The following is an 18,198-nucleotide window of genomic DNA, read 5'->3' on the forward strand; positions in this document are numbered from 1 at the left end:
CGGCCAAAATGGAAAGAGCGGAGTGGCGGGTGGCGCGAGGGGCAATTTGGCTGCTGACAGCAGGCTGTCAGGAATAGCGTCGACGCACTCCCTCAATTGAACCAAAGCGCGAACGTCAGAAACCCGGCACCGCCGAACTGGCGCTGGATCTGGTTGAACTCCTCGCTGGTGAGAATCTTGCCGTGTTCGAGATAGGGCGCGATAGCCGGGCCGGTGATCGACAGCACCAGGTCGAAGGGCTTCGGCTCGTCGAAGAAGCGCTTCATGTTGATGCCTTTGTCGGCGATGCGGAAATGCGGCAGCAAGGTGCGGCCTTCCAGAAGATCCTCGGCCATATCAAGGGCGGCGAGCCAGGCCTGCACCTGCTCCTCGCCGACTTCGAGACCAGTCAGCGGGCTGGCGCCTTTCTGCTGCGGCCCGGGCAGCCATTCGCGGTCATTGTCGGTTTCGGCGCGGATGGCTTTCCAGTCTTCGCGCGACAGCCGGATCATCTCCATCAGATTGCGTCGCGCCGTTTGCCGGTGCTCAGGCTCGACCACTTGCCAGTTGACGAGATGCACCAGGGAGATGAAGTCGGCGAGGCGCCATTCGGACGACAGGATGCCACCATTCATGCCACCGTCCAGCGGCACGAGCGTATCCTGCAGCGGCAGTTTTGCGCGCGGGAACAGCATGTGGAAGGAGCCGTCGAAGGTGTTTTTGAAATCATGCGCCAGCCAGAAGTCGGCCTGCGCCATCAGGAACTCGGCATAGCCCTGCAGCCAATAGCCGTCGGCGCGGTCGAAGCGGAAGGTGAGGGCGGGTGCGGCCCCCGTCTGGCACACCGCCGCCGCGCGACAGAGACGCCATGATCGCGGCCGCACTTTCGTCCGGCGCGATCTGGCCATCCTCGTTGAGATCGATGCCGAGGCGGGCGAGGTCGATGACCATGCCGATGTCCGCCTCGGCGGGCACCGAACCCAGCGTGGCTGCGGATTTCTCCAACCGGTCGCGGAAGGCGACCAGAATGGCGCGGAATTGTCCGTAGGTCAGCGGCTCGGGATCAAGGTTGTCCGGCACCGGCAGCCGCATCAGCGGCAGCATGAAGGATTGCGGGCTTTCGAAACCGTGGCGGTGCAGGCCGCCGGCCAGGATCTCCAGCGCGGTGAAGAATTCGCCGGCGCCGGCGGCGTAGGCGGCTGCCGGATCGCCTGGCGCGGCGGCTTCCAGCGCGGCAAGAGCGCTGTCGCGCTCAGTCACGGTTTTTGCCTCGAACAGGGCCGCGGTATCCGGCACAGCGGCGCCGGCCGAAGACAGCGGCGGGAAAAGAACGATGGCGCATACCATCAGCCTGGAAAAACGCGTCATCGTGATCACCCCTTTTGTCGCTCCGCAGCGGATCATACACGCATTTGGTTCGCGCGCCTGTAGCCCTGTGGTTCAACGACAACAGTCAGCGCTTCAATCAATCCGGCTGGCGGTTTACACAAGGCAAACCGTTGGGCCGTCGCGTGTCGAATTATCCGCTTTCCTACAAACTGTCCTGGCTGCCACGCTTCCTCCGGCCTTCGCTCGATGGCGACGCGCGCGGCTTTGCTCCGGCGGCCGCAACCCTGCTCGACCCGCCGCCGGCGCGCACGGTGCGGCTGGCTTTCGTCGGCGATATCTCGGCGGTGGCCAATCGCAGCCCGCCGGACTGCGACCCGGCGATCGCGGCACTGCTTGCCTCGGCCGATCTCGTGGTCGGCAATTGCGAAAGCCCGGTGGTGGAACGGCCGAGCGCTGTTTTGGGTACGAGGTTTGGCACGCACCACGCGATGAACGAGCGGTTCCTTGCCGAGGCGCTGGCCGCTGCCGGCATTTCGCGCGAAAAACTGGTGCTGTCGCTGGCCAACAACCATGTGCTCGACCAGGGCATCGCCGGCTTCGACGAGACGGTCGCCGTGCTGGAGCAATTAGGCATCCGCACGATCGGCACTGCGGCTCCGGTCGAGCGGTTTGCGGTTGGTTCGCTGACCATAGGCCTTGCCGCCTTTACCTTGTGGCGCAATGCCGACGCGGCTCAGTTCGCGGGCCGTGTCTCGATGCAAGGCGATCCGGCGCAATGGCCGCGCGATGCCGCTTCGGGTGTCGACCTCCTCTGCGCGGTGCCGCATTGGGATTGGGAATTCCGGCATTTTCCACGTGCGAGGACGCGGGCACTGGCGCGGCTTCTGGCCGAACATGGCGTCTGCCTGATCGCCGGGCATCATGCCCATGTCGTGCAGCCGATCGAGCGGATCGGCAAGACGCTCGTCGCCTATGGACTCGGCGATTTCTTCGGCACCGCCTTCGCGCGCCAGCCTTGGCCTGGCCGCATCGGTGCCGTTCTCGTCGTCGACATCAGCGCCGATCCCGGCACGCGCGGCGCCATTGCCGCCTACCGGCTGCATGCCTTCATGCGGCTGCGCGCCGGCGATCACGAGCGGCTGGTGCCGGTTGAAATGTTGAAGGGAAAATCAAGGCAAAGGGTTCTGGCCCGCCTCGATGCGATCTTCAGTGCCGGGCGCTGACGGCTGCGCTGACGCGGTCCACCAAACCGGCTATTGTGCCCAGCGCGGGCAGGCTTGTGGCGGCGGTGGGTGATGGAAACTGCGGATTTCATACCGAGCGAAGCGGTGATCGCCGGCCTCAGGAAGAACATCGAGGCCTATGAGGCCGAAAGAGCTTCGGCCTATCGCCGGACGCGCTGGCGGGTCCCACTTTTCATCGGGCTGGTGCTGGCGTTCGTGGTGTTTGTGGCCTGGCTCTTCAACGGGGTTGCCGACCCGAACGAGCAGTGGGTCTCGACCCCGCATGTGTTCCTCTATGTCGGCGGATTCCTGGCAGCGATCTTGGTCTATTTCCGGGCGATCAAGCCAGCGAGCAAATTGCAGCAGTCGTTTCGCAGCACGCTGTTGCCGATCATCTTCGGTTTCATCGAGGACATGCGGTATCGGAACAACGTCAAGCCGAATTCGTTCGACCGACTGCCGCGTGAGACGGTTGGTTCGTTCAACCGACAGTCTTTCGACGATGTTTTCTCCGGCCGCTACGAAGGGTTTCCATTCGAGCTGTACGAAGCAGATCTACGGGAAGGGACGGGCAAGAGCACGACGGCAGTGTTCAAAGGCGTGATCGTCGCCTTCGAGACGATCGTGCCGTTCCCCGGCACGTTGGTGGCCGCGCGCCGGACCAACAAGGTCGTCGGCTTTCTCCGCGGCATCTTCGGCAGCAAGATGCAGGAACTATCCAGCGGCGTGCCGGAGCTCGATGCCGCCTATGAGTTCCGCACCGACAATATCGAGGCGGCGCGGCCGCTGGTGACGGGCCGGCTGGCGCAGGCGCTGCAATGGCTCGGCGAGACCCGGCCGAACGATCCGGCACGCGTCGCGCTCAACGGCAGCGACGGCTTCCTCCTGCTGCCGCAGGAAAGGAATTTCTTCGAGCTCCCGGATAGCTCCACGCGCCTCGACTACACCAAGCATGTCGCGCCGATGATCGCCGACATGGGCGCGATGCTGGCGACGGCGGCTTTGGTGCGCAAGATCGGGGCGAAGGACGAGGAGGCGAGGTAGTCCGGCTGGGCGGTCAGCAATCGAAGCCGCGTTGGCTACGCATGTAGTCGACTTCTTCCTTCGGCATCGACTTGAACATCACACAGACGGTGAAACTGCCAACCTGGTGACCGTTTTTGGTATATCCCCAGTCGGAAATATCGTCTCGGTTGAATTCTACATACTGGCCAGCCACGACGTTGTGGACGCTATGTGGCTCATTCGCCAATATCCCCACGAATCCGGTTTCGTTCCGCTGGAACGGGATGACCCAGAAGTGTTCGGTCACATGTCCGTCCTTGATCATCACCTTCAGTTTGAATGTGTCCGTTCCAGGTGGCGGTGTCTGGGATAATGCCAGGAATGCATCCAGGGTGGCACGTGCCTGTGCAGTCGCCGCCGCCATATCTGGATCGTCAGGCGCGACTGCGACGACGCTGTCGTCGCCCTGACTGGAGTCGTGAGCCTCGGCGCATATCGGAGCAAGCTCTAGCATCAGGGACAGTATCGCGCGGGACACGAGCTTCATGGAATGGGCGCCCATACAATGGTCAGCATCATCATGGATCCGTTCGGATCTTCAATCATAGCGCGAAGCATACCTTAATTGCAACCATAAGAAAACGCTCCTGATGCCGCAACTGCCGCTAGTTCTGCTACGCACTCCGGCTCTGGTTTTTGCCGGAAACCCGCGCTATCCCTGAGGCAGCGAGGGGTGTCATGGTCGATTCGCCTGTCGCGGCGGCTGCTGCTTGGTGCGACGGTGGTCGGCGGCGCAATGGTCTGGGGCGGGACGACAGTGGCGCGGCTGGCGCGCGGTCCGTCGGGGCAGAAGAATCCCGGGCGCATCGCCGACATTGACGGCATCGATCTGGCGCAGAAGCCGCTGGAGGGCCCGCCAGCCTACGATCCGTCGCTGCCATGGCTGACCAAGGGCGGCGACATCAACGATGCCAGCGGCCTGTCGATGACGCCGGTCTACGGCATTGTCGAAGTCAGCGAGGAAGACCACATTGCGAGCGCGCTGGCCTTTGCCCGCACCAATGGCCTGAAGGTCTCGGTCGCGGCGGTGCGCCATTCGATGGGCGGACACGCTTTCGACGACAACGCACTGGTCCTCGACATGCGCAAATTCAACAAGGTCAGCGTCGACCCGGCTGCGAAGACGATGACCTTGCAGCCGGGCGCGCGCTGGCACGACATCCAGAACCTTTTGCACCCGCGCTTTGCGGTGAAGGCGATGCAGTCGACCGACATCTTTTCGGTCGGCGGCTCGCTGTCGGTCAACGCGCATGGCATGGACCACCAGGCCGGCTCGGTCGCCGGCTCGATCCGATCGATGCGGGTGATGCTGGCGGACGGTTCGGTGACAACCTGCTCACCGGCCGAAAACACCGAGCTGTTCCGCCACGTCGTCGGCGGCTACGGCCTGTTCGGCGTGGTGCTGGAGGCGACGCTCGACATTGTCGATAACGACGTCTACCGGACCTCGCGCGAGATCATCAAATCGGACGACTTTCCAAGGTTTTTCGCCGAGGTGCTGGAGCCAAACAGGGCGATCGGTCTGTTTTATGGGCACCTGTCGACAGCGCCGGGTAATTTCCTCGAGGATATGATCGTCTACCGCTATGACAAGGTGGCCAACCAGCCGCCGGCCGACCAGCCGGCAATCGGCGAACCGGGTTCAGTCGGGCTCAAACGGGTCATCATCAACCTGGCGAAATGGGGAAGCCTGTTCCAGGAACTGAAATGGTTCACCGAAAAGACGCTGGAGCCGCAATTCGAGAGTTGCACGGTGGCGCGCACGACGGCAATGGCCGAAGGCGAGGCCTGCCTCGTCACCCGCAACAATCCGATGCACGATTCAGTGCCCTATCTGTTCAACGATCTGCTCGACGAGACCGACATCCTGCACGAGTATTTCATCCCGCGCGCCGCCTATAACCCGTTTATCGCGGAAGCGCGCGAGATCCTGCGCAACCAGAGCCTGCCGGTGCTCAACGCGTCGGTGCGCATCGTCCACAAGGAGGATGTGGCGCTGAATTATGCGCCGGAGCCGGCCTATTCGCTGGTGCTCTACATCAATCAGCCGACCGACGCCGACGGCAATGCCAGGATGCGGGCGCTGACAAGGGCGCTGATCGATGTGACGATCAAGCATGGCGGACGTTTCTTCCTGCCCTACCAGCTCCACTACACGGGCAAGGAACTGCTTGCGTCCTATCCGGAACTGCCGTCCTTCCTGGCGAAGAAGCGGCAATACGATCCGGATGAGCTGTTTTCGTCGACTTTTTATCGCGCCATCAGGGCATTGATCGGCACGGCCTGAGCGTCGGTTACAGACCGTCAGGCAGTTTCGCCGCCAGCCAGTTCGCCGAGCGCTTGGCGATGCCGATCGTTGCCGCTGCGGCGCGGCCGAGATCGGTCTTGACCACGGCGTAACCCGCCTTCGTGCGGTAGAGCACCGCGCGGCCGCCATCGACCGCCGCTTCATAGGCGACCGGCCGGACGGTTTCCGTTTCCGTCGCCGTTGCCTGCGTTCCGACGGCAGCACCGGGCCGATGGCTCAGTTCCGGTGGCAGCGGGTCTGTCGCGGCGGTGCTGGCCGTCGTCAATTCGGGCTCCGAAGCGGTCGCCGCGAGCTGAGATGACGAGTTCTGTGTCCGGCAGATGCCGGAGACCAGCGGATAGTCAAAATTGCGCTCGTGCAGCACCTGGCTTTTCATCGCCGCTTCGCATTCGGCGATGGTCGACCATTTGGCGGGCGTCTCGCCGATATATTCGCAAAGCCTGGCGTCGCAATCGCAGCCGACGATGGTCATGGCGACAAGGGCGGTCTTGATCACAATCTTGTCCCTCCGAGTTGCCTGGCGATGTGCGCAAGACAAAGTGCTGCGGGGTCATCAATCGTTGCGGAACAAGGCGGGATTTGGCCGCGATTGTGGAATGAGCGTGGCGGAGCATCACGCAACGTCTTGCCGAGGCCGGCTGTGACCGAAAGGCCTCAGTAATCGTAGACGTGCTCGAGCCTGGCGCCCGCCGTCATCAACGCCGGCAGCACGATGTGCAGCTTGCGCACGGCGACGGTCAGGCCGGTGCGTCGCGTCGAAGGTTCCGCCGGAAGCGGGTAGCTGAACAAGGTGCGTGCACCTTCGGGAACATTGATTTCGTCGTTGGAAAGCATGGTGACCATGATCTCGTCATTGCCGCCGATCTCGACGAAGGAGATGCCCTTGCCGATCAGGCGCGGAATCATGTCGGTGAACACCTGATAGCGCCTGGTGACGAAGACCGTGCCGTCGGCGCCGAGATCGCGCTCCAGCAAAGTGTCGGGCTCGTTGCGCGTCACCTCGCTGACCGGACCCTTGGCCCAGACGTGAATGTCGAGCAAGGCCGGATCGGTGGTGGCGGCGAGCGCCGACGTGATCAGATCGGCGTAGCCTTGCTTGATGGTGTCGGCGAAGCTGAAGGCGAGCTTGCGTTCGCTGGTACGGACGGCGCTGTCGTCCGCTGCCGGCTGGACGGCGAACAGGCCGGCACGCTTTTCGGCATAGGGAAACTGGTACCACGGCACCTGGTCGAGAAAACCGGCATAGTCCGCCGCCACCTTGGCCTGGTAGATGTCGACGGCGGTGCGCTTGCCGGCTGTCGCTTCGGTGACGCGGCCGACCGTATTTTCATAGGCCCACTGGATGGCGTGCTCGATCGTGTGGCTGGTGCCGATGATCACCAGCATCTGGTGATTGTCGAGGTTGAACCTGTAGGCGGAGCTGGCGCGGATGACCGTCGCATAGTCCTGCCAGAAACGGCCGATATAGGAGAGATAGGGAAAACCGCTCGGCTGGTTCTTGTCGACGAAGCCGGCATATTCGCGGGCGGCGTAGACGATGGCCCATTCCGGATAAGTAAGAAAGGTCGATTCCTCCGGCCGCTGGTAGCCGGGGATCTCGGCACGGACCTTGTCGGCCAGCGCCTTCGGCGGGGCACCCTCAGCGATGCCCGGCAATGGCGTTGTGTCCAGCGACGGCGTCGTGAGAAAGCCGTAGGCCAGCCCGGCAATCGGGATCAACACGACAATGACGACGAGCCAGAGGATCGCCTTGATGATGCGCTTCAGCCAGCGGAACAGGAACATGGCCGGTCAGGCCGTGGCGAAATGGTCGTACACACGTTTCGACAGCCAGAACCCGACATAGACGGCGAAGCCGCCGATGACGATGTGCGGCAGGTTGGCGAAGAAGCGGGCCGGGAATTCGATGTCGTTCAAGGAGCGGAAGCCGTTGATGAAAATGCCGCCATCGAGGCAGCCGGAACCAGTGACCAGGCCGAGCACGCCGTCGAACAGATAGACCGAGCCGAACAGCTTGAAATAGAACACCGCCTGGCGGTGCGAGATGAAGGCGGCCGCCAGCGCCCAGACGCCGGAGAAGGCGTGCAGCAAATCATCATACCATTGCAGCGAGAACAGGCCGAACAGATTGCCGCCGGCATCGTTGAAGGCCGGCACATAGCCGATGGCAACAACGCCGAAGAACAGGAAAGCATAGGCAACAGCAAGCTTCTGGATGAGCGTCATGAAATGTCCCCCTGCCGTCAGCCCTTTTAACCGGCCTCCCACGGCAAATGGATAGTAGCTGATTTTGGCGCAGGGTGAAGCGTCGCCGGCAAAATCGTCAGGCGGGGCCACAAAGACAGTCGGCGCCGGGATTTCTCCCAGCGCCTCCCTGTCAGATCAGGACACGGTCGCGGCAGCAACTCCCGAAAGGTGTCGCGCCATGCCGGCCTTGATGTTGACGGTCCTGCCAGTCGCCACCCGAGGGTAGCGTCCGTTCCGGACCACGCCGGTCTCCACTCTTGCGAGCCTTGCCCGGCGCGCCATCGAAGGTTTTTGCCGTCCTTCATGGCAGCATCGGTCCGCCGTCGGCGTTCGCACGCTTTCCGCGGCCCCGTAGGTCTCGGCTTCCATCCCTCCAACAGGCAAGCCTGCTCTCGTTCAGGGCCGTACGGGCCTCAGGAAATCCGCCGTTCCGCTTTGCCTTTCAGCGTCGCGATCGGTAGCCGCCTGAGATGGGTTTAATGTATGTCGGATAAGTGTTTGGCGGAACTGCCGCATGCCTGTGGATAGCGGGATTATCGGGGACTGACCCTGCCAAAACAGCGACTTTCCGATCTCTGCCGCCGCCGGTCGGGATTTTGCCGCCTCGAAGCCGAAACCGCATTGTCGGACATTCGATCTTGCCCCGCGGGCCGGCGCGGGCTTCAATGCCGGCAAATGATTGGAAGGCGTGTTCGATGGCCTTGGGGAGGCGGGCTTGAAGGTCGCGGTGGTTCTCAATCCGATCGCCGGCGGCGGCAGGCTCAAGCGGCATTGGCCCGAGGTTGCGGCGTCGCTGAAAAGACATTTCGGCGATTTCGAGCTGCGTGAAACGCAGGCCGAGGGCGATGCCGAACGGCTGGCGCTCGACCTTGCCGCCATCGGCTTCGAGCTGGTGATCGCGGCCGGCGGCGACGGCACCGCCAGCGAGGTCGCCGACGGGCTGCTGAAAGCTTTCCGAGAAAGCGGCCGGACGGCCGAGCTTGGGCTGCTGCCGTGCGGCGCCGGCATCGACTTCGCGCGCGGGCTCGGCCTGTCGAACAATGTCGACCTGACACTAAAGCGGATTGCCGAGGCCAAAGGGCGCAAGGTGGATGCCGGGTGCATCAGCTATGTCGACGACCACGGCGCGCTGGCCAGCCGCCATTTTATCAACATCGCCAGCCTCGGGCTTTCCGGCGCCACCGACCGGGCCGTCAACGCCGACAAGCGCAAGGGCAAGGTTTCCGCCAAGGCGCTGTTCTACTGGCGCACGGTCTGGGAGTTCCTCCGCTACCGCTTCCAGGACGTTGCGATCACCATCGACGACGGTGCGCCGGTCGAGGCGCGCATGGCACTGGTGGCGGTGGCCAACGGCAAATTCTTCGGCGGCGGCATGATGATCGCGCCCGACGCCGAGCTTAACGACGGCGAGTTCGACATCGTCATTCTGCGTGCGGCCGGCAAGCTGAAGCTGATCTGGGACATCCGCCTGCTCTATGGAGGGCGGCACCGCAACCATCCGGCGATCACCATCCTGCGCGGCAAGAAAGTGGTTGTCGAGCCGCTCGGCGATGTGCAAAAGAACGCCGCGCTGATCGACATAGACGGCGAATCGCCGGGTCGCATACCGGCGACCTTCGAGATCCTGCCCGGCGCCTTGACGCTGAGATATTGAATCAAGGCATTGAGGGGTTGATTCAAGTTCTTTCGGCGGTGATTCCGGCGATCCGGCCAATGTGCTGAAATCGCGTGACAATTGCCTGATGTCAGGCCTCGAACTTGGCCGGGAAACCAGGCGCGCGAAGATCGGTTTCGACCGCATCTTCCAGAAGCCTGACGATCATGGTCGACCAATTCCTTGAAACAGTGATTTTGGCAGGTGGCGGCCCATCGGCAGCGAACGTCGGTCGTTCCTGTCGGTGGTAAATCGCAAACCTTGGAGATTGGCCGAATCCCTCCCAACTTCGTCATCCCAGGGCGAAGCAGGAGCGAAGCTCCGTCGCGGAGACCCTGGGATCCATGCCGTAACCTTGATCAAGAGTGCAGCGGAGCAGAATTTTGCACCGCAGCAGCGCTCTGAAGTCGCGGCATGGATCCTGGGGTCTGCGCCGCGTCGCTTCGCTCCTTGCTCCGCCCCAGGATGACGAAGCGATGGGCGTTTGCGCTATTCGCCAAGGCATGCGGTCCGTCAACGCAAGCGACCCGTCAAATCCTCTGTGCCGAGGAACCAGGCGCCGGGCCGCGGTCGTAAACGGCGACGGCAAAAGCCGTTGCGGATCAGGCTGGCGCTCACGGCATCAGCGGTGTCTGCATCATCTGCAAATGCAGGTCCTTGCCGGTCCAGGGATGCGCTTCGCAAACGGCTTCATCGAGTTCGACGCCGAGGCCGGGCTCCTTCGACGGGATGACATTGCCGTCCTGCCATTCGATCTTCTTCTTGAGCAGCTTCTCGTGAAATCCGCCCCACTGCTTCAGCGATTCCAGAATGAGGAAGTTGGGCAGCGTCACCGCGAGCTGGATGTTGGCCGCGCCGACGATCGGCCCGCAATAGCAGTGCGGCGCGATCTGGATGTGATAGGCTTCGGCCATGGCGGCGATCTTCTTGGTTTCGAGAATGCCGCCGGAGCGGCCAAGGTCCGGCTGCAGAATGGTCGCCGCGCGGTTCTCGATCACACGCGCGAATTCGAACTTGGTCGTCAGCCGCTCGCCGGTGGCAATCGGGATCGGGGTCGCGCGGGCGACCTGCGCCATCACCTCGGGCATGTCGGGCGGCACCGGCTCCTCGAACCACAGCGGGTCATAAGGCTCGATGGCGCGGGCGAGGCGCAGCGCACCCGATGCGGTGAACTGCCCGTGCGTGCCGAACAGGATGTCGGCGCGGGTGCCGACCGCCTCGCGGATCGCCTTGACCATGCGGGCGGAGAGGTCGATGTCGACGAGGCGCGGCTGGTGGCCGTCGAAGGCGGTGTAGGGGCCGGCTGGGTCGAGCTTGACCGCGTTAAAACCCTGCTCGACATATTCGAGCGCGCAGGCGGCCGCCAGATCGGGGTCGTTGTAGACGTTCTTGCCGCGGGCGTCCTCGGAGTGGACGCTGCCGCTGTGCGGGTAGAGGTAGGTATAGGAACGCAGCGTTTCGTGTACCTGGCCGCCAAGCAGCTTGTAGACCGGCTTGCCGGCCTCCTTGCCGATGATGTCCCAGCAGGCGATTTCGAGCGCCGAGAAACAGCCCATGCCCGACACGTCCGGGCGCTGGGTGAAACCGGATGAATAGGCGCGGCGGAAGAAGTTTTCGACGTCGTGCGGATCGCGGCCGACGAGATAGCGCTCTGCCATGTCCTCGACCATTTTTGCGGTGACATGGGCCGAGAAAGTGGCGTTGTACGCTTCGCCATAGCCGACGACGCCGCCATCGGTGGTGAGCTTGACGAAGATGAAATACTTGCCGCCGATGCCGGGCGGCGGATTGCCGACCACCCAGGTCTTGACGTCGGTGATTTTCATTTCTGATCCTCCAGAACCAGTTCGGCGCCCTTCCATCCGGTAATGATCGCGGCGGCGTTGGTGTTGCCGGTTATGTTGTCCGGAAAGATCGAGGCGTCGATGACGCGCAACGCCTGGATGCCGTGTACCTTGAGGCGCGGATCGACGACGGCGTGCGCCGCGTCCGGCCCCATGCGGCAGGTCGAGACCGGGTGATAGACGGTGCCCGAGCGCTTCCTGAAATCCTGAATGAGATCTGCATCGGAGGTGATCGACGGACCCGGCAAAACCTCCTCCTCGATGATCTCGGCGATTGCCGGCATCGATGCGATCTTTCTGACGAATTTCACCGCCGCCAGCATTTCGACGACGTCTGCCTCGGTTGAAAACGCGTTGGCGACGATTTTGGGATAATCGCGCGGATTGGCGGAACGGATCATGATTTCACCGCGGCTCGATGGACGGCAGTTGGACAGCCCGATGGAAAAGCCGGGCCACGGATCGGGCGTCAGGATCGGCCGCTCGCCGCTCTTCGGAATGACGGTCGAAAACGCCTGGAAATAGAGCTGCATGTTGGGCCTCGTCGCCGCCGGATCGGTGCGGAAGAAGCCGCCGGCATTGTTCATCGACAGCGACAGCGGGCCTGAGCGCAAAAATAGGTACTGCATGCCGACCAGCAGCTTGCCCCACCACGGACGCAGGATCTGGTTGAGCGTCGGCTGCCTGCCCTTGAAGGTGTAGTTGATGCCGACGTGGTCCTGCAGGTTTGCCCCGACATTCTCGTTGGCGTGAACAACAGGAATGCCGAGCGCGCCAAGCAGCGCCGACGGGCCGATGCCGGAGAGCTGGAGAAGTTGGGGCGAATTGACCGAACCACCCGACAGGATGACCTCGCGACCGGCGCGGGCGGTTTTCGTGGCGCCATTCTGGAGATACTCGACACCGATGGCGCGCTTGCCCTCAAAAAGGATTTTGGTCGCCAGCGCGTTGATCTCGACGCGGACGTTTTTGCGCTTCATCGCCGGGCGCAGGAAGGCGCGCGCCGCCGACATGCGGCGGCCGTTCCTGGTGGTGATCTGGTAGACGCCGACACCTTCCTGCGAGGCGCCGTTGAAATCCGGGTTGAGCGGCAGGCCGGCCTGGTTGGCGGCGGCGAGATAGCGCTTGGTGAGCGGATGGACGGAGGTCGAGCAGTCGGTGACATGCAGCGGCCCGCCGACGCCGCGCCATTGGTCGGCGCCGGCCTGGTTGTCCTCCAGCGCCTTGAAGGCGGGAAGCAGGTCGTCGAAGCCCCAGCCCGGGTTGCCGGCCGCTGCCCAAGCGTCGAAATCCTCACGCGCGCCCCTGATCCAGACCATGGCGTTGATCGAACTCGAGCCGCCGAGCAGCTTGCCGCGTGGCCAGTGGTCGGCATTGCCGGCAAGCCCCGGGTCCGGCTCGGCCTTGTAGTTCCAGTTGACCGCCGGGTCGAAGAAGGTCTTGCCGTAGCCGAGCGGCATCTGCACGTAGAAGCGGCGGTCGCTGCCGCCGGCCTCAAGCACCAGCACCGAGAAGCGGCCCGAAGCCGACAGCCTTTCGGCCAGGACCGAGCCGGCCGAGCCGGAACCGACAATGATGAAGTCATAGGTTTGCATGGTGGATAAAGATGGCCCTGAATTTCGCCCAGCCTAGACGCCGCGGACCGCCGCCATCACCGGAGCTTCCGGCATCGCTTGTGAAAAAAGCGACTGGCACTTCGTTTGCATTCAGTGTCCGGCCCAAAGCATTACAGTGCGTTACAGTGACCGTGCCACTAATTAGAGCGCGAACTCTGCGCAACGGGTTGCGATCAATTAGTGCACTGTCACCGTAATTCGAATTCAAGCCCCGCCATCTGAGCTCGGGACGTTGCTCACGCCTTCGTCTGTGCTTTGTCGGCAAGCCCGTCCGAGCATCACAGGCGATGATCGGCAATCTACCTGAAATCATAGCGCATGATCGGGCGGGCCGGCGTCCTGCGTGCGACCACCCTGAACCCGGCGCGCGCGAAGGTGGAGGCATATCCGCTGCCGGAAGCGCTCGGCGATACGTCGGCATCGAAAGGATAGGCTTCGAGCGCCGGAGCATTTGCGTGCCTTGCGACTTCCAGGGCCTGTGCGATCAGCTGGGATGTTACGCCCCGCCGGCGGTATTGTTTTCGCACGTAGAGGCAGGACAGGGACCAGGCCGGCCTGTCATCCACGCGCTTGAGCCGAAATAGCCGATCGAGCCAGGGCAGGGCATCTCGCGGTGTCACCTGGCACCAGCCGATAGCCATGTCGCCGTCGAAAGCAAGCAAACCCGGAGGCGGACCATGCTGGACGGCTTGCCGGAACGCTGCCTTGTTTTCCTCACCGGATCGCTTTCGATAAGAACGACCGATCCGCCCGTACATACACCAACAACGACTGCAGACGGCGCTGTTACCGAACAGGTCCTCGAGCGCGGACCACAGATCGGGCGTTAGTGGGCGAAAGGTAAGCTTCATGTCAGCCGTCATCCGCTACCTATCTTGCCCAGTCTAGCCTGCACTGCGCGCTACCGCATCATAGATTGCAGTCCATGCGGGTGATGTTCGAAAAGGGGATTTCGCTCAGCATCCCCGCCGTTCTCCGGCTCGGCGCAGAAAATTGATTGCTGCCTAATCTGCAGCAGTTAACTGCATCCCATCGCTATTCCCGCTGTTTATGAGGCGCATTATTGATGCCGCAAGGAGTTCGCCGTTGAACCGCGCCGACCCGCTCTTCCACTTCCATGGAGTGGTCCGAGCGGTCGGCATCCGCCCTGGCGGCGATCCCGTAGCCTGCGCCCAGCTTTCAGCTGCAATTCGAAAGACAAGACCATGAATATCAACCGTCGAACGTTCGGCATCGGCACCTTTAGTGCCGGCGCCCTGCTACTTCCCCCGATCAGCTTCTTTGGGAGCAACGCTGTGGCTATCGCCGCCCCGTCTCCGGCTTCGCTTGCGAGCGCCCACAGGTTCATGCCCGGCGACCTTGAGATCACAGCACTGAGCGACGGCTATCTCAATCTCGGCCTCGAACTCTTCCCTTCCGCAGATACCGCTGCCGCCGAAGCGCTGCTGGCAAAGGCATTCCTGCCAAAAACACTCCTTCCGACCTCGGTCAATGCTTACCTTGTCACCAAAGGCGACAGACGGGTGCTGATCGATACCGGCACGGCATCGGCGATGGGGCCTATACTGGGACATATACCCGAGGCGCTCGCCGCCGCCGGCGTCAGGCCGGAAGAAATCGACACGGTAATCATCACCCACCTCCATCCCGACCATGCCAACGGCCTTGTCGGTATTGGCGGCACGGCCGCTTTCCCGGCAGCGGAGGTCGTGGTTGCCGCGCCGGAATTCGCTTTCTGGCACGATGACGGGATCCGGTCCAAGGCGCCCGACCAGATGAAGCCGTACTTCGAAATAGCGCGCAAATCGCTGGTGCCTTACCATGGCAAGGTCCGGAAGATCGAAGGCGAAGTCGAGATCGCGCCCGGGATCAGGGCGTTGCCTGCGCCTGGACACACGCCGGGGCATCTCGCGCTTCGAATTGGCTCTGGCGATGCCAACCTGCTGCTCCTGACTGACGTCATCCACGCCTCCGCGCTGCAATTTGCGCATCCGGAATGGGCAATCGCCTTCGACGTGGACCAGGAGGCCGCAATCGCCACACGCAGGAAGGTGCTCGACATGGTGTCGGCGGATGGCCTGCTCGTCGCGGGTATGCACCTGCCCTTTCCAGGCATCGGTCATGTCATCCGCGACGGCAACGCCTACGCCTATGTCCCGACACCCTGGCCCGCTTTGTGAAGCACGCCTATCGGCGAGGGCTTGGTTCTGTCACGCCATCGGGCGCGCCAGCCTCCTCACCTCGGCCATAGAATGCAATCCTACTGGGTGGGCTCGTCTAGCTGCGCACAGCATCCTTTCAACACCGTCGACCGATACCCGAACTGCAGGCCGCGACACCATTCAATGGCGTTGACCTGTCCGTGCCGCGACGGTACGGGGTCTGGGCGATCGGTTCGAGAGGATTGGCCAATGGTGCATTATGCGGACGGGCGGCCGATCGGCGATCTTACGCTCAGGACGCTGGCTATGCCTTCGGACGCCAATGCGGCAGGCGACATTTTTGGCGGCTGGGTGATGGCGCAGATGGATCTCGCCTGCGGCATCCGCGCCGCCGAGCGTGCCAAGGGCCGCGTGGTGACGGCGGCCGTGAAGGAAATGTCCTTCGCCAAACCGATGAAGATCGGCGACACGCTGTGCATCTATACGCATGTCGAACGCGTCGGCCGCACCTCGATGACGCTCAAGGTCGAGGCCTGGGCGCAGCGCTATCTCTCCGACCTGATGGAGAAGGTCACCCATGCCGACTTCGTTATGGTGGCGCTGGACGGCGAAGGCAAGCCGAAGGCGGTTCCGGCCGAAGGCTGACCCGGCCTGATTCCAGAAGACGGATTTAAACAGCAGTCTCTCCCGCGCGGGGGATGCGGACAGTGGTCCCGCGTGGTTTTTGACCGACGGGTTCCCGCATGCGCCTGCAGCGCGACCGGCGGGATCTTGGGAGGAAAGACAATGCGTCAACACATGCTGAACGCTGCCCTGGCAGGTGCCTTTGCAGCCTTGCTCTGCCTGTCGTCCGCAAGCGCTTTTGCCGAGGTCAAGAAAGGCGATCCAGGCGCTACCTGCACATCGGAAAACCGCACCATCAACGGGCAGGCGGCCAAGTGCGAGATCTGCTCGGCAACGAAATGCGACACCAGCGGCACGACGGTGAGCAATTGCCGCAAGGAGACGACCACGACCTGCACGATTGGCGGCAAGGTGGTCAGTCCCAACCCGAAATGGAACCGGATCGAGAAGCTGCCGAAGAGCAAGATGCAGTTACAGCAGTAGGGCTCGTCCGGAGCATCCCCGACAGGTTCAAACCCTTACAGCGCAAGGGTTCAGCTGTGCATGGCGTCGAATTTTTCTCGCGCGGCCTTGACGCGCTCGGTGTTCTTGCGTGCCCATTCGCCGAGCGCATCGACCGGCACCAGCAGCTCGTAGCCAAGATCGGTCAATTCGTAGTCGACCCGCGGCGGGATGGTCGGGAACACGGTGCGGGTGACGAAGCCGTCGCGCTCGAGCCCGCGCAAGGTGGTGGTCAGCATCTTTTGCGAAATGCCGCCGACCGCGCTGCGCAGCTCGTTGAAACGCAGCGGCCCGTTGCCGAGTTTGCCAACGACGAGCACAGTCCATTTGTCACCGACGCGCTGCAGGATTTCCGAGACGGCGCGGCAGTCCTCGGTGCGGTGCGGGTGCCTTGGTAACAAAAAGGTGCCTCCTTGCACATTGAGCGGCCGGTTACTCATATAGCTCAGGTATCTAAACGATACCAGTATTGCTGTAAGGAGAGCCCCTCTATGTCAAAACCCAAAATCGCCATCGTCATTGGTTCGACCCGCGCCGCGCGCTTTGCCGACGTCCCGGCCCAATGGATTGCCAGGATCGCCAAGTCGCATGCCGATATCGACGTCGAAGTCGTCGACCTGCGCGATTTCCCGCTGCCGTTCTTCGATGAGGTCGCATCCTCCGCCTGGGCGCCGTCGCAGAACGAAGTGGCGCAGCGCTGGCAAAAGAAGGTCGCCGGATTCGACGGCTTCATCTTCACCGCCGCCGAATACAATCATGGCCCGACGGCCGTTCTGAAGAACGCCATCGACTACGCCGCCAACGAGTGGAACAAGAAGCCGGCCGGCTTCGTCGGGTATGGCAGCGTCGGTGGCGCGCGCGCGGTCGAGCAGCTGAGGCTGCATGCGGTCGAGTTGCAGATGGCGCCGGTGAAGTCCGCCGTACACATCTCCTGGGCTGATTTCCTTGCGGTCAAGCAAGGTGACAAGAAGCTCGAAGAGTTCGAGCACCTCAACCAGGCGGCAACCGCGCTGGTCAACGACATTGCATGGTGGGCCAGGGTGCTGAAGACGGCGCGTCAGGCCGATGCCGTCGCCGAGGAAGTCAAGGCGGCCTGAGCACAGGTTCGAACAGTCCTCCCAAGGATTAATTCTCCCAAGCATTGGGGCGGCGCATGCGCCGCCCTTTTTGTTCACACGGCATGGGCGTCCTGCGCTTGCCGTGGCCTGATGACGCAATCGGCAAGGCGGTCCATCTCATTCAGCTCGTCGGCGTGATGCTGGCCCCACTGGCAAAGTGCCAGCAGGATCGGCTCGAGGCTGAGGCCGAGCCGCGTCGCCGAATACTCGACGCGCGAGGGGATCTCGGCAAAGATCTCGCGGCGGACGAGGCCGTGCTCTTCCATTTCGCGAAGCTGCTGGATCAGCACTTTCTGGGTAATGCCGGGCATCAGCGCCTGCAGCGCCGACAGCCGCCGGGGCCTGTCGAAGAGATGGTACAGGATGACGGCCTTCCAGCGGCCCGAAATCACTTTCAGCGCGCGCTCCGCCGGCAGCATCGGCAGCCTCTTGATCAGCTTGGTCATGGTCACCTCCCGGTCAGCAGCGGACAAATCGGTGTGTAGTCGAAGCCAGGCAGATAGTGGCAAACAGCGGCCGATGCCAATA

The 18,198-nt window shown here is 62.8% G+C and carries 19 protein-coding genes; 8 read left to right on the top strand and 11 right to left on the bottom strand.

Features of this window, described 5'->3' with window-relative positions:
- Positions 1-92: 92 nt before the first annotated feature.
- Together NMG46_RS19460 and NMG46_RS19465 are read right to left on the bottom strand one after the other, a co-directional pair.
- Positions 93-824 (bottom strand): hypothetical protein, encoded by a 732-nt coding sequence (locus NMG46_RS19460; protein WP_254819216.1) that lies wholly within the window; start codon positions 822-824, stop codon positions 93-95.
- Entirely contained in the window at positions 706-1,347 is a 642-nt protein-coding gene (locus NMG46_RS19465) for a hypothetical protein (protein WP_254819217.1), read from the bottom strand. Before NMG46_RS19465 ends, NMG46_RS19460 begins: the two co-directional genes overlap by 119 nt.
- A gap of 143 nt (positions 1,348-1,490) precedes the next feature.
- On the opposite strand from NMG46_RS19465, the gene NMG46_RS19470 reads away from it, so the two are divergent.
- Both NMG46_RS19470 and NMG46_RS19475 read left to right on the top strand, forming a co-directional pair.
- Complete coding sequence (locus NMG46_RS19470) at positions 1,491-2,531, top strand: CapA family protein (protein ID WP_254819218.1); 1,041 nt, start codon at positions 1,491-1,493, stop codon at positions 2,529-2,531.
- 72 nt (positions 2,532-2,603) lie between these two features.
- A complete protein-coding gene (locus tag NMG46_RS19475) occupies positions 2,604-3,575 on the top strand; it encodes a hypothetical protein (RefSeq protein WP_254819219.1) in 972 nt (323 codons plus the stop codon).
- 13 nt (positions 3,576-3,588) lie between these two features.
- On the opposite strand, the gene NMG46_RS19480 is transcribed toward NMG46_RS19475, so the two are convergent.
- Positions 3,589-4,083 (bottom strand): YegJ family protein, encoded by a 495-nt coding sequence (locus NMG46_RS19480; protein WP_254819220.1) that lies wholly within the window; start codon positions 4,081-4,083, stop codon positions 3,589-3,591.
- Positions 4,084-4,269: 186 nt separating this feature from the next.
- On the opposite strand from NMG46_RS19480, the gene NMG46_RS19485 reads away from it, so the two are divergent.
- Positions 4,270-5,883 carry an FAD-binding oxidoreductase gene (locus NMG46_RS19485; RefSeq protein ID WP_254819221.1) on the top strand — a complete coding sequence of 538 codons (1,614 nt, stop codon included), beginning with the start codon at positions 4,270-4,272 and terminating at the stop codon, positions 5,881-5,883.
- A 7-nt stretch (positions 5,884-5,890) separates the two neighbouring features.
- On the opposite strand, the gene NMG46_RS19490 is transcribed toward NMG46_RS19485, so the two are convergent.
- The 3 genes from NMG46_RS19490 to NMG46_RS19500 all read right to left on the bottom strand — a co-directional run bounded on the left by NMG46_RS19490 (position 5,891) and on the right by NMG46_RS19500 (position 8,130).
- Positions 5,891-6,400 carry a hypothetical protein gene (locus NMG46_RS19490; protein ID WP_254819222.1) on the bottom strand — a complete coding sequence of 170 codons (510 nt, stop codon included), beginning with the start codon at positions 6,398-6,400 and terminating at the stop codon, positions 5,891-5,893.
- A gap of 158 nt (positions 6,401-6,558) precedes the next feature.
- A complete protein-coding gene (locus NMG46_RS19495) occupies positions 6,559-7,689 on the bottom strand; it encodes a hypothetical protein (RefSeq protein ID WP_254819223.1) in 1,131 nt (376 codons plus the stop codon).
- Positions 7,690-7,695: 6 nt separating this feature from the next.
- Entirely contained in the window at positions 7,696-8,130 is a 435-nt protein-coding gene (locus NMG46_RS19500) for a DUF4383 domain-containing protein (protein ID WP_023719157.1), read from the bottom strand.
- 736 nt (positions 8,131-8,866) lie between these two features.
- Between NMG46_RS19500 and NMG46_RS19505 the strand changes: the two genes are divergently transcribed.
- Complete coding sequence (locus NMG46_RS19505; RefSeq protein ID WP_254819224.1) at positions 8,867-9,805, top strand: diacylglycerol kinase family protein; 939 nt, start codon at positions 8,867-8,869, stop codon at positions 9,803-9,805.
- Between the two features lie 614 nt (positions 9,806-10,419).
- On the opposite strand, the gene NMG46_RS19510 is transcribed toward NMG46_RS19505, so the two are convergent.
- The 3 genes from NMG46_RS19510 to NMG46_RS19520 all read right to left on the bottom strand — a co-directional run bounded on the left by NMG46_RS19510 (position 10,420) and on the right by NMG46_RS19520 (position 14,128).
- The gene (locus tag NMG46_RS19510; protein ID WP_254819225.1) at positions 10,420-11,631 is read right to left on the bottom strand and encodes a mandelate racemase/muconate lactonizing enzyme family protein; all 1,212 of its coding nucleotides are present in this window, start codon (positions 11,629-11,631) and stop codon (positions 10,420-10,422) included.
- Complete coding sequence (locus NMG46_RS19515; RefSeq protein WP_254819226.1) at positions 11,628-13,244, bottom strand: GMC family oxidoreductase; 1,617 nt, start codon at positions 13,242-13,244, stop codon at positions 11,628-11,630. Before NMG46_RS19515 ends, NMG46_RS19510 begins: the two co-directional genes overlap by 4 nt.
- Before the next feature lie 320 nt (positions 13,245-13,564).
- Positions 13,565-14,128 carry a GNAT family N-acetyltransferase gene (locus NMG46_RS19520; protein ID WP_254819227.1) on the bottom strand — a complete coding sequence of 188 codons (564 nt, stop codon included), beginning with the start codon at positions 14,126-14,128 and terminating at the stop codon, positions 13,565-13,567.
- Positions 14,129-14,560: 432 nt separating this feature from the next.
- Between NMG46_RS19520 and NMG46_RS19525 the strand changes: the two genes are divergently transcribed.
- The 3 genes from NMG46_RS19525 to NMG46_RS19535 all read left to right on the top strand — a co-directional run bounded on the left by NMG46_RS19525 (position 14,561) and on the right by NMG46_RS19535 (position 16,534).
- Positions 14,561-15,445, top strand: coding sequence for an MBL fold metallo-hydrolase (locus NMG46_RS19525; protein WP_254819228.1), 885 nt, complete (start codon positions 14,561-14,563; stop codon positions 15,443-15,445).
- 231 nt (positions 15,446-15,676) lie between these two features.
- Positions 15,677-16,072: an acyl-CoA thioesterase gene (locus NMG46_RS19530; RefSeq protein WP_023678380.1), complete on the top strand. Its 396-nt coding sequence runs from the start codon at positions 15,677-15,679 to the stop codon at positions 16,070-16,072.
- A 141-nt stretch (positions 16,073-16,213) separates the two neighbouring features.
- Positions 16,214-16,534 carry a hypothetical protein gene (locus NMG46_RS19535; protein ID WP_023719143.1) on the top strand — a complete coding sequence of 107 codons (321 nt, stop codon included), beginning with the start codon at positions 16,214-16,216 and terminating at the stop codon, positions 16,532-16,534.
- A 50-nt stretch (positions 16,535-16,584) separates the two neighbouring features.
- On the opposite strand, the gene NMG46_RS19540 is transcribed toward NMG46_RS19535, so the two are convergent.
- A complete protein-coding gene (locus NMG46_RS19540) occupies positions 16,585-16,953 on the bottom strand; it encodes a helix-turn-helix domain-containing protein (RefSeq protein ID WP_254819229.1) in 369 nt (122 codons plus the stop codon).
- Positions 16,954-17,043: 90 nt separating this feature from the next.
- Between NMG46_RS19540 and NMG46_RS19545 the strand changes: the two genes are divergently transcribed.
- Complete coding sequence (locus NMG46_RS19545; protein WP_254819230.1) at positions 17,044-17,649, top strand: NADPH-dependent FMN reductase; 606 nt, start codon at positions 17,044-17,046, stop codon at positions 17,647-17,649.
- Positions 17,650-17,723: 74 nt separating this feature from the next.
- Here the strand turns inward: NMG46_RS19545 and NMG46_RS19550 are convergent, their stop codons facing one another.
- Positions 17,724-18,116, bottom strand: coding sequence for a helix-turn-helix domain-containing protein (locus NMG46_RS19550; RefSeq protein ID WP_254819231.1), 393 nt, complete (start codon positions 18,114-18,116; stop codon positions 17,724-17,726).
- Between the last annotated feature and the right edge of the window lie 82 nt (positions 18,117-18,198).

The organism is Mesorhizobium sp. LMG 17147 (assembly GCF_024297145.1).
In the GTDB taxonomy this organism is placed as follows: Bacteria; Pseudomonadota; Alphaproteobacteria; order Rhizobiales; family Rhizobiaceae; genus Mesorhizobium.

What these genes read in the sequence shown, in the direction of transcription:
- NMG46_RS19465 (WP_254819217.1), bottom strand. Translation starts at nt 1,347, where the DNA reads ATGACGCGTTTTTCCAGGCTGATGGTATGCGCCATCGTTCTTTTCCCG.
- NMG46_RS19475 (WP_254819219.1), top strand. Translation starts at nt 2,604, where the DNA reads ATGGAAACTGCGGATTTCATACCGAGCGAAGCGGTGATCGCCGGCCTC.
- NMG46_RS19480 (WP_254819220.1), bottom strand. Translation starts at nt 4,083, where the DNA reads ATGAAGCTCGTGTCCCGCGCGATACTGTCCCTGATGCTAGAGCTTGCT.
- NMG46_RS19495 (WP_254819223.1), bottom strand. Translation starts at nt 7,689, where the DNA reads ATGTTCCTGTTCCGCTGGCTGAAGCGCATCATCAAGGCGATCCTCTGG.
- NMG46_RS19500 (WP_023719157.1), bottom strand. Translation starts at nt 8,130, where the DNA reads ATGACGCTCATCCAGAAGCTTGCTGTTGCCTATGCTTTCCTGTTCTTC.
- NMG46_RS19510 (WP_254819225.1), bottom strand. Translation starts at nt 11,631, where the DNA reads ATGAAAATCACCGACGTCAAGACCTGGGTGGTCGGCAATCCGCCGCCC.
- NMG46_RS19515 (WP_254819226.1), bottom strand. Translation starts at nt 13,244, where the DNA reads ATGCAAACCTATGACTTCATCATTGTCGGTTCCGGCTCGGCCGGCTCG.
- NMG46_RS19520 (WP_254819227.1), bottom strand. Translation starts at nt 14,128, where the DNA reads ATGACGGCTGACATGAAGCTTACCTTTCGCCCACTAACGCCCGATCTG.
- NMG46_RS19530 (WP_023678380.1), top strand. Translation starts at nt 15,677, where the DNA reads ATGGTGCATTATGCGGACGGGCGGCCGATCGGCGATCTTACGCTCAGG.
- NMG46_RS19535 (WP_023719143.1), top strand. Translation starts at nt 16,214, where the DNA reads ATGCGTCAACACATGCTGAACGCTGCCCTGGCAGGTGCCTTTGCAGCC.
- NMG46_RS19545 (WP_254819230.1), top strand. Translation starts at nt 17,044, where the DNA reads ATGTCAAAACCCAAAATCGCCATCGTCATTGGTTCGACCCGCGCCGCG.
- NMG46_RS19550 (WP_254819231.1), bottom strand. Translation starts at nt 18,116, where the DNA reads ATGACCAAGCTGATCAAGAGGCTGCCGATGCTGCCGGCGGAGCGCGCG.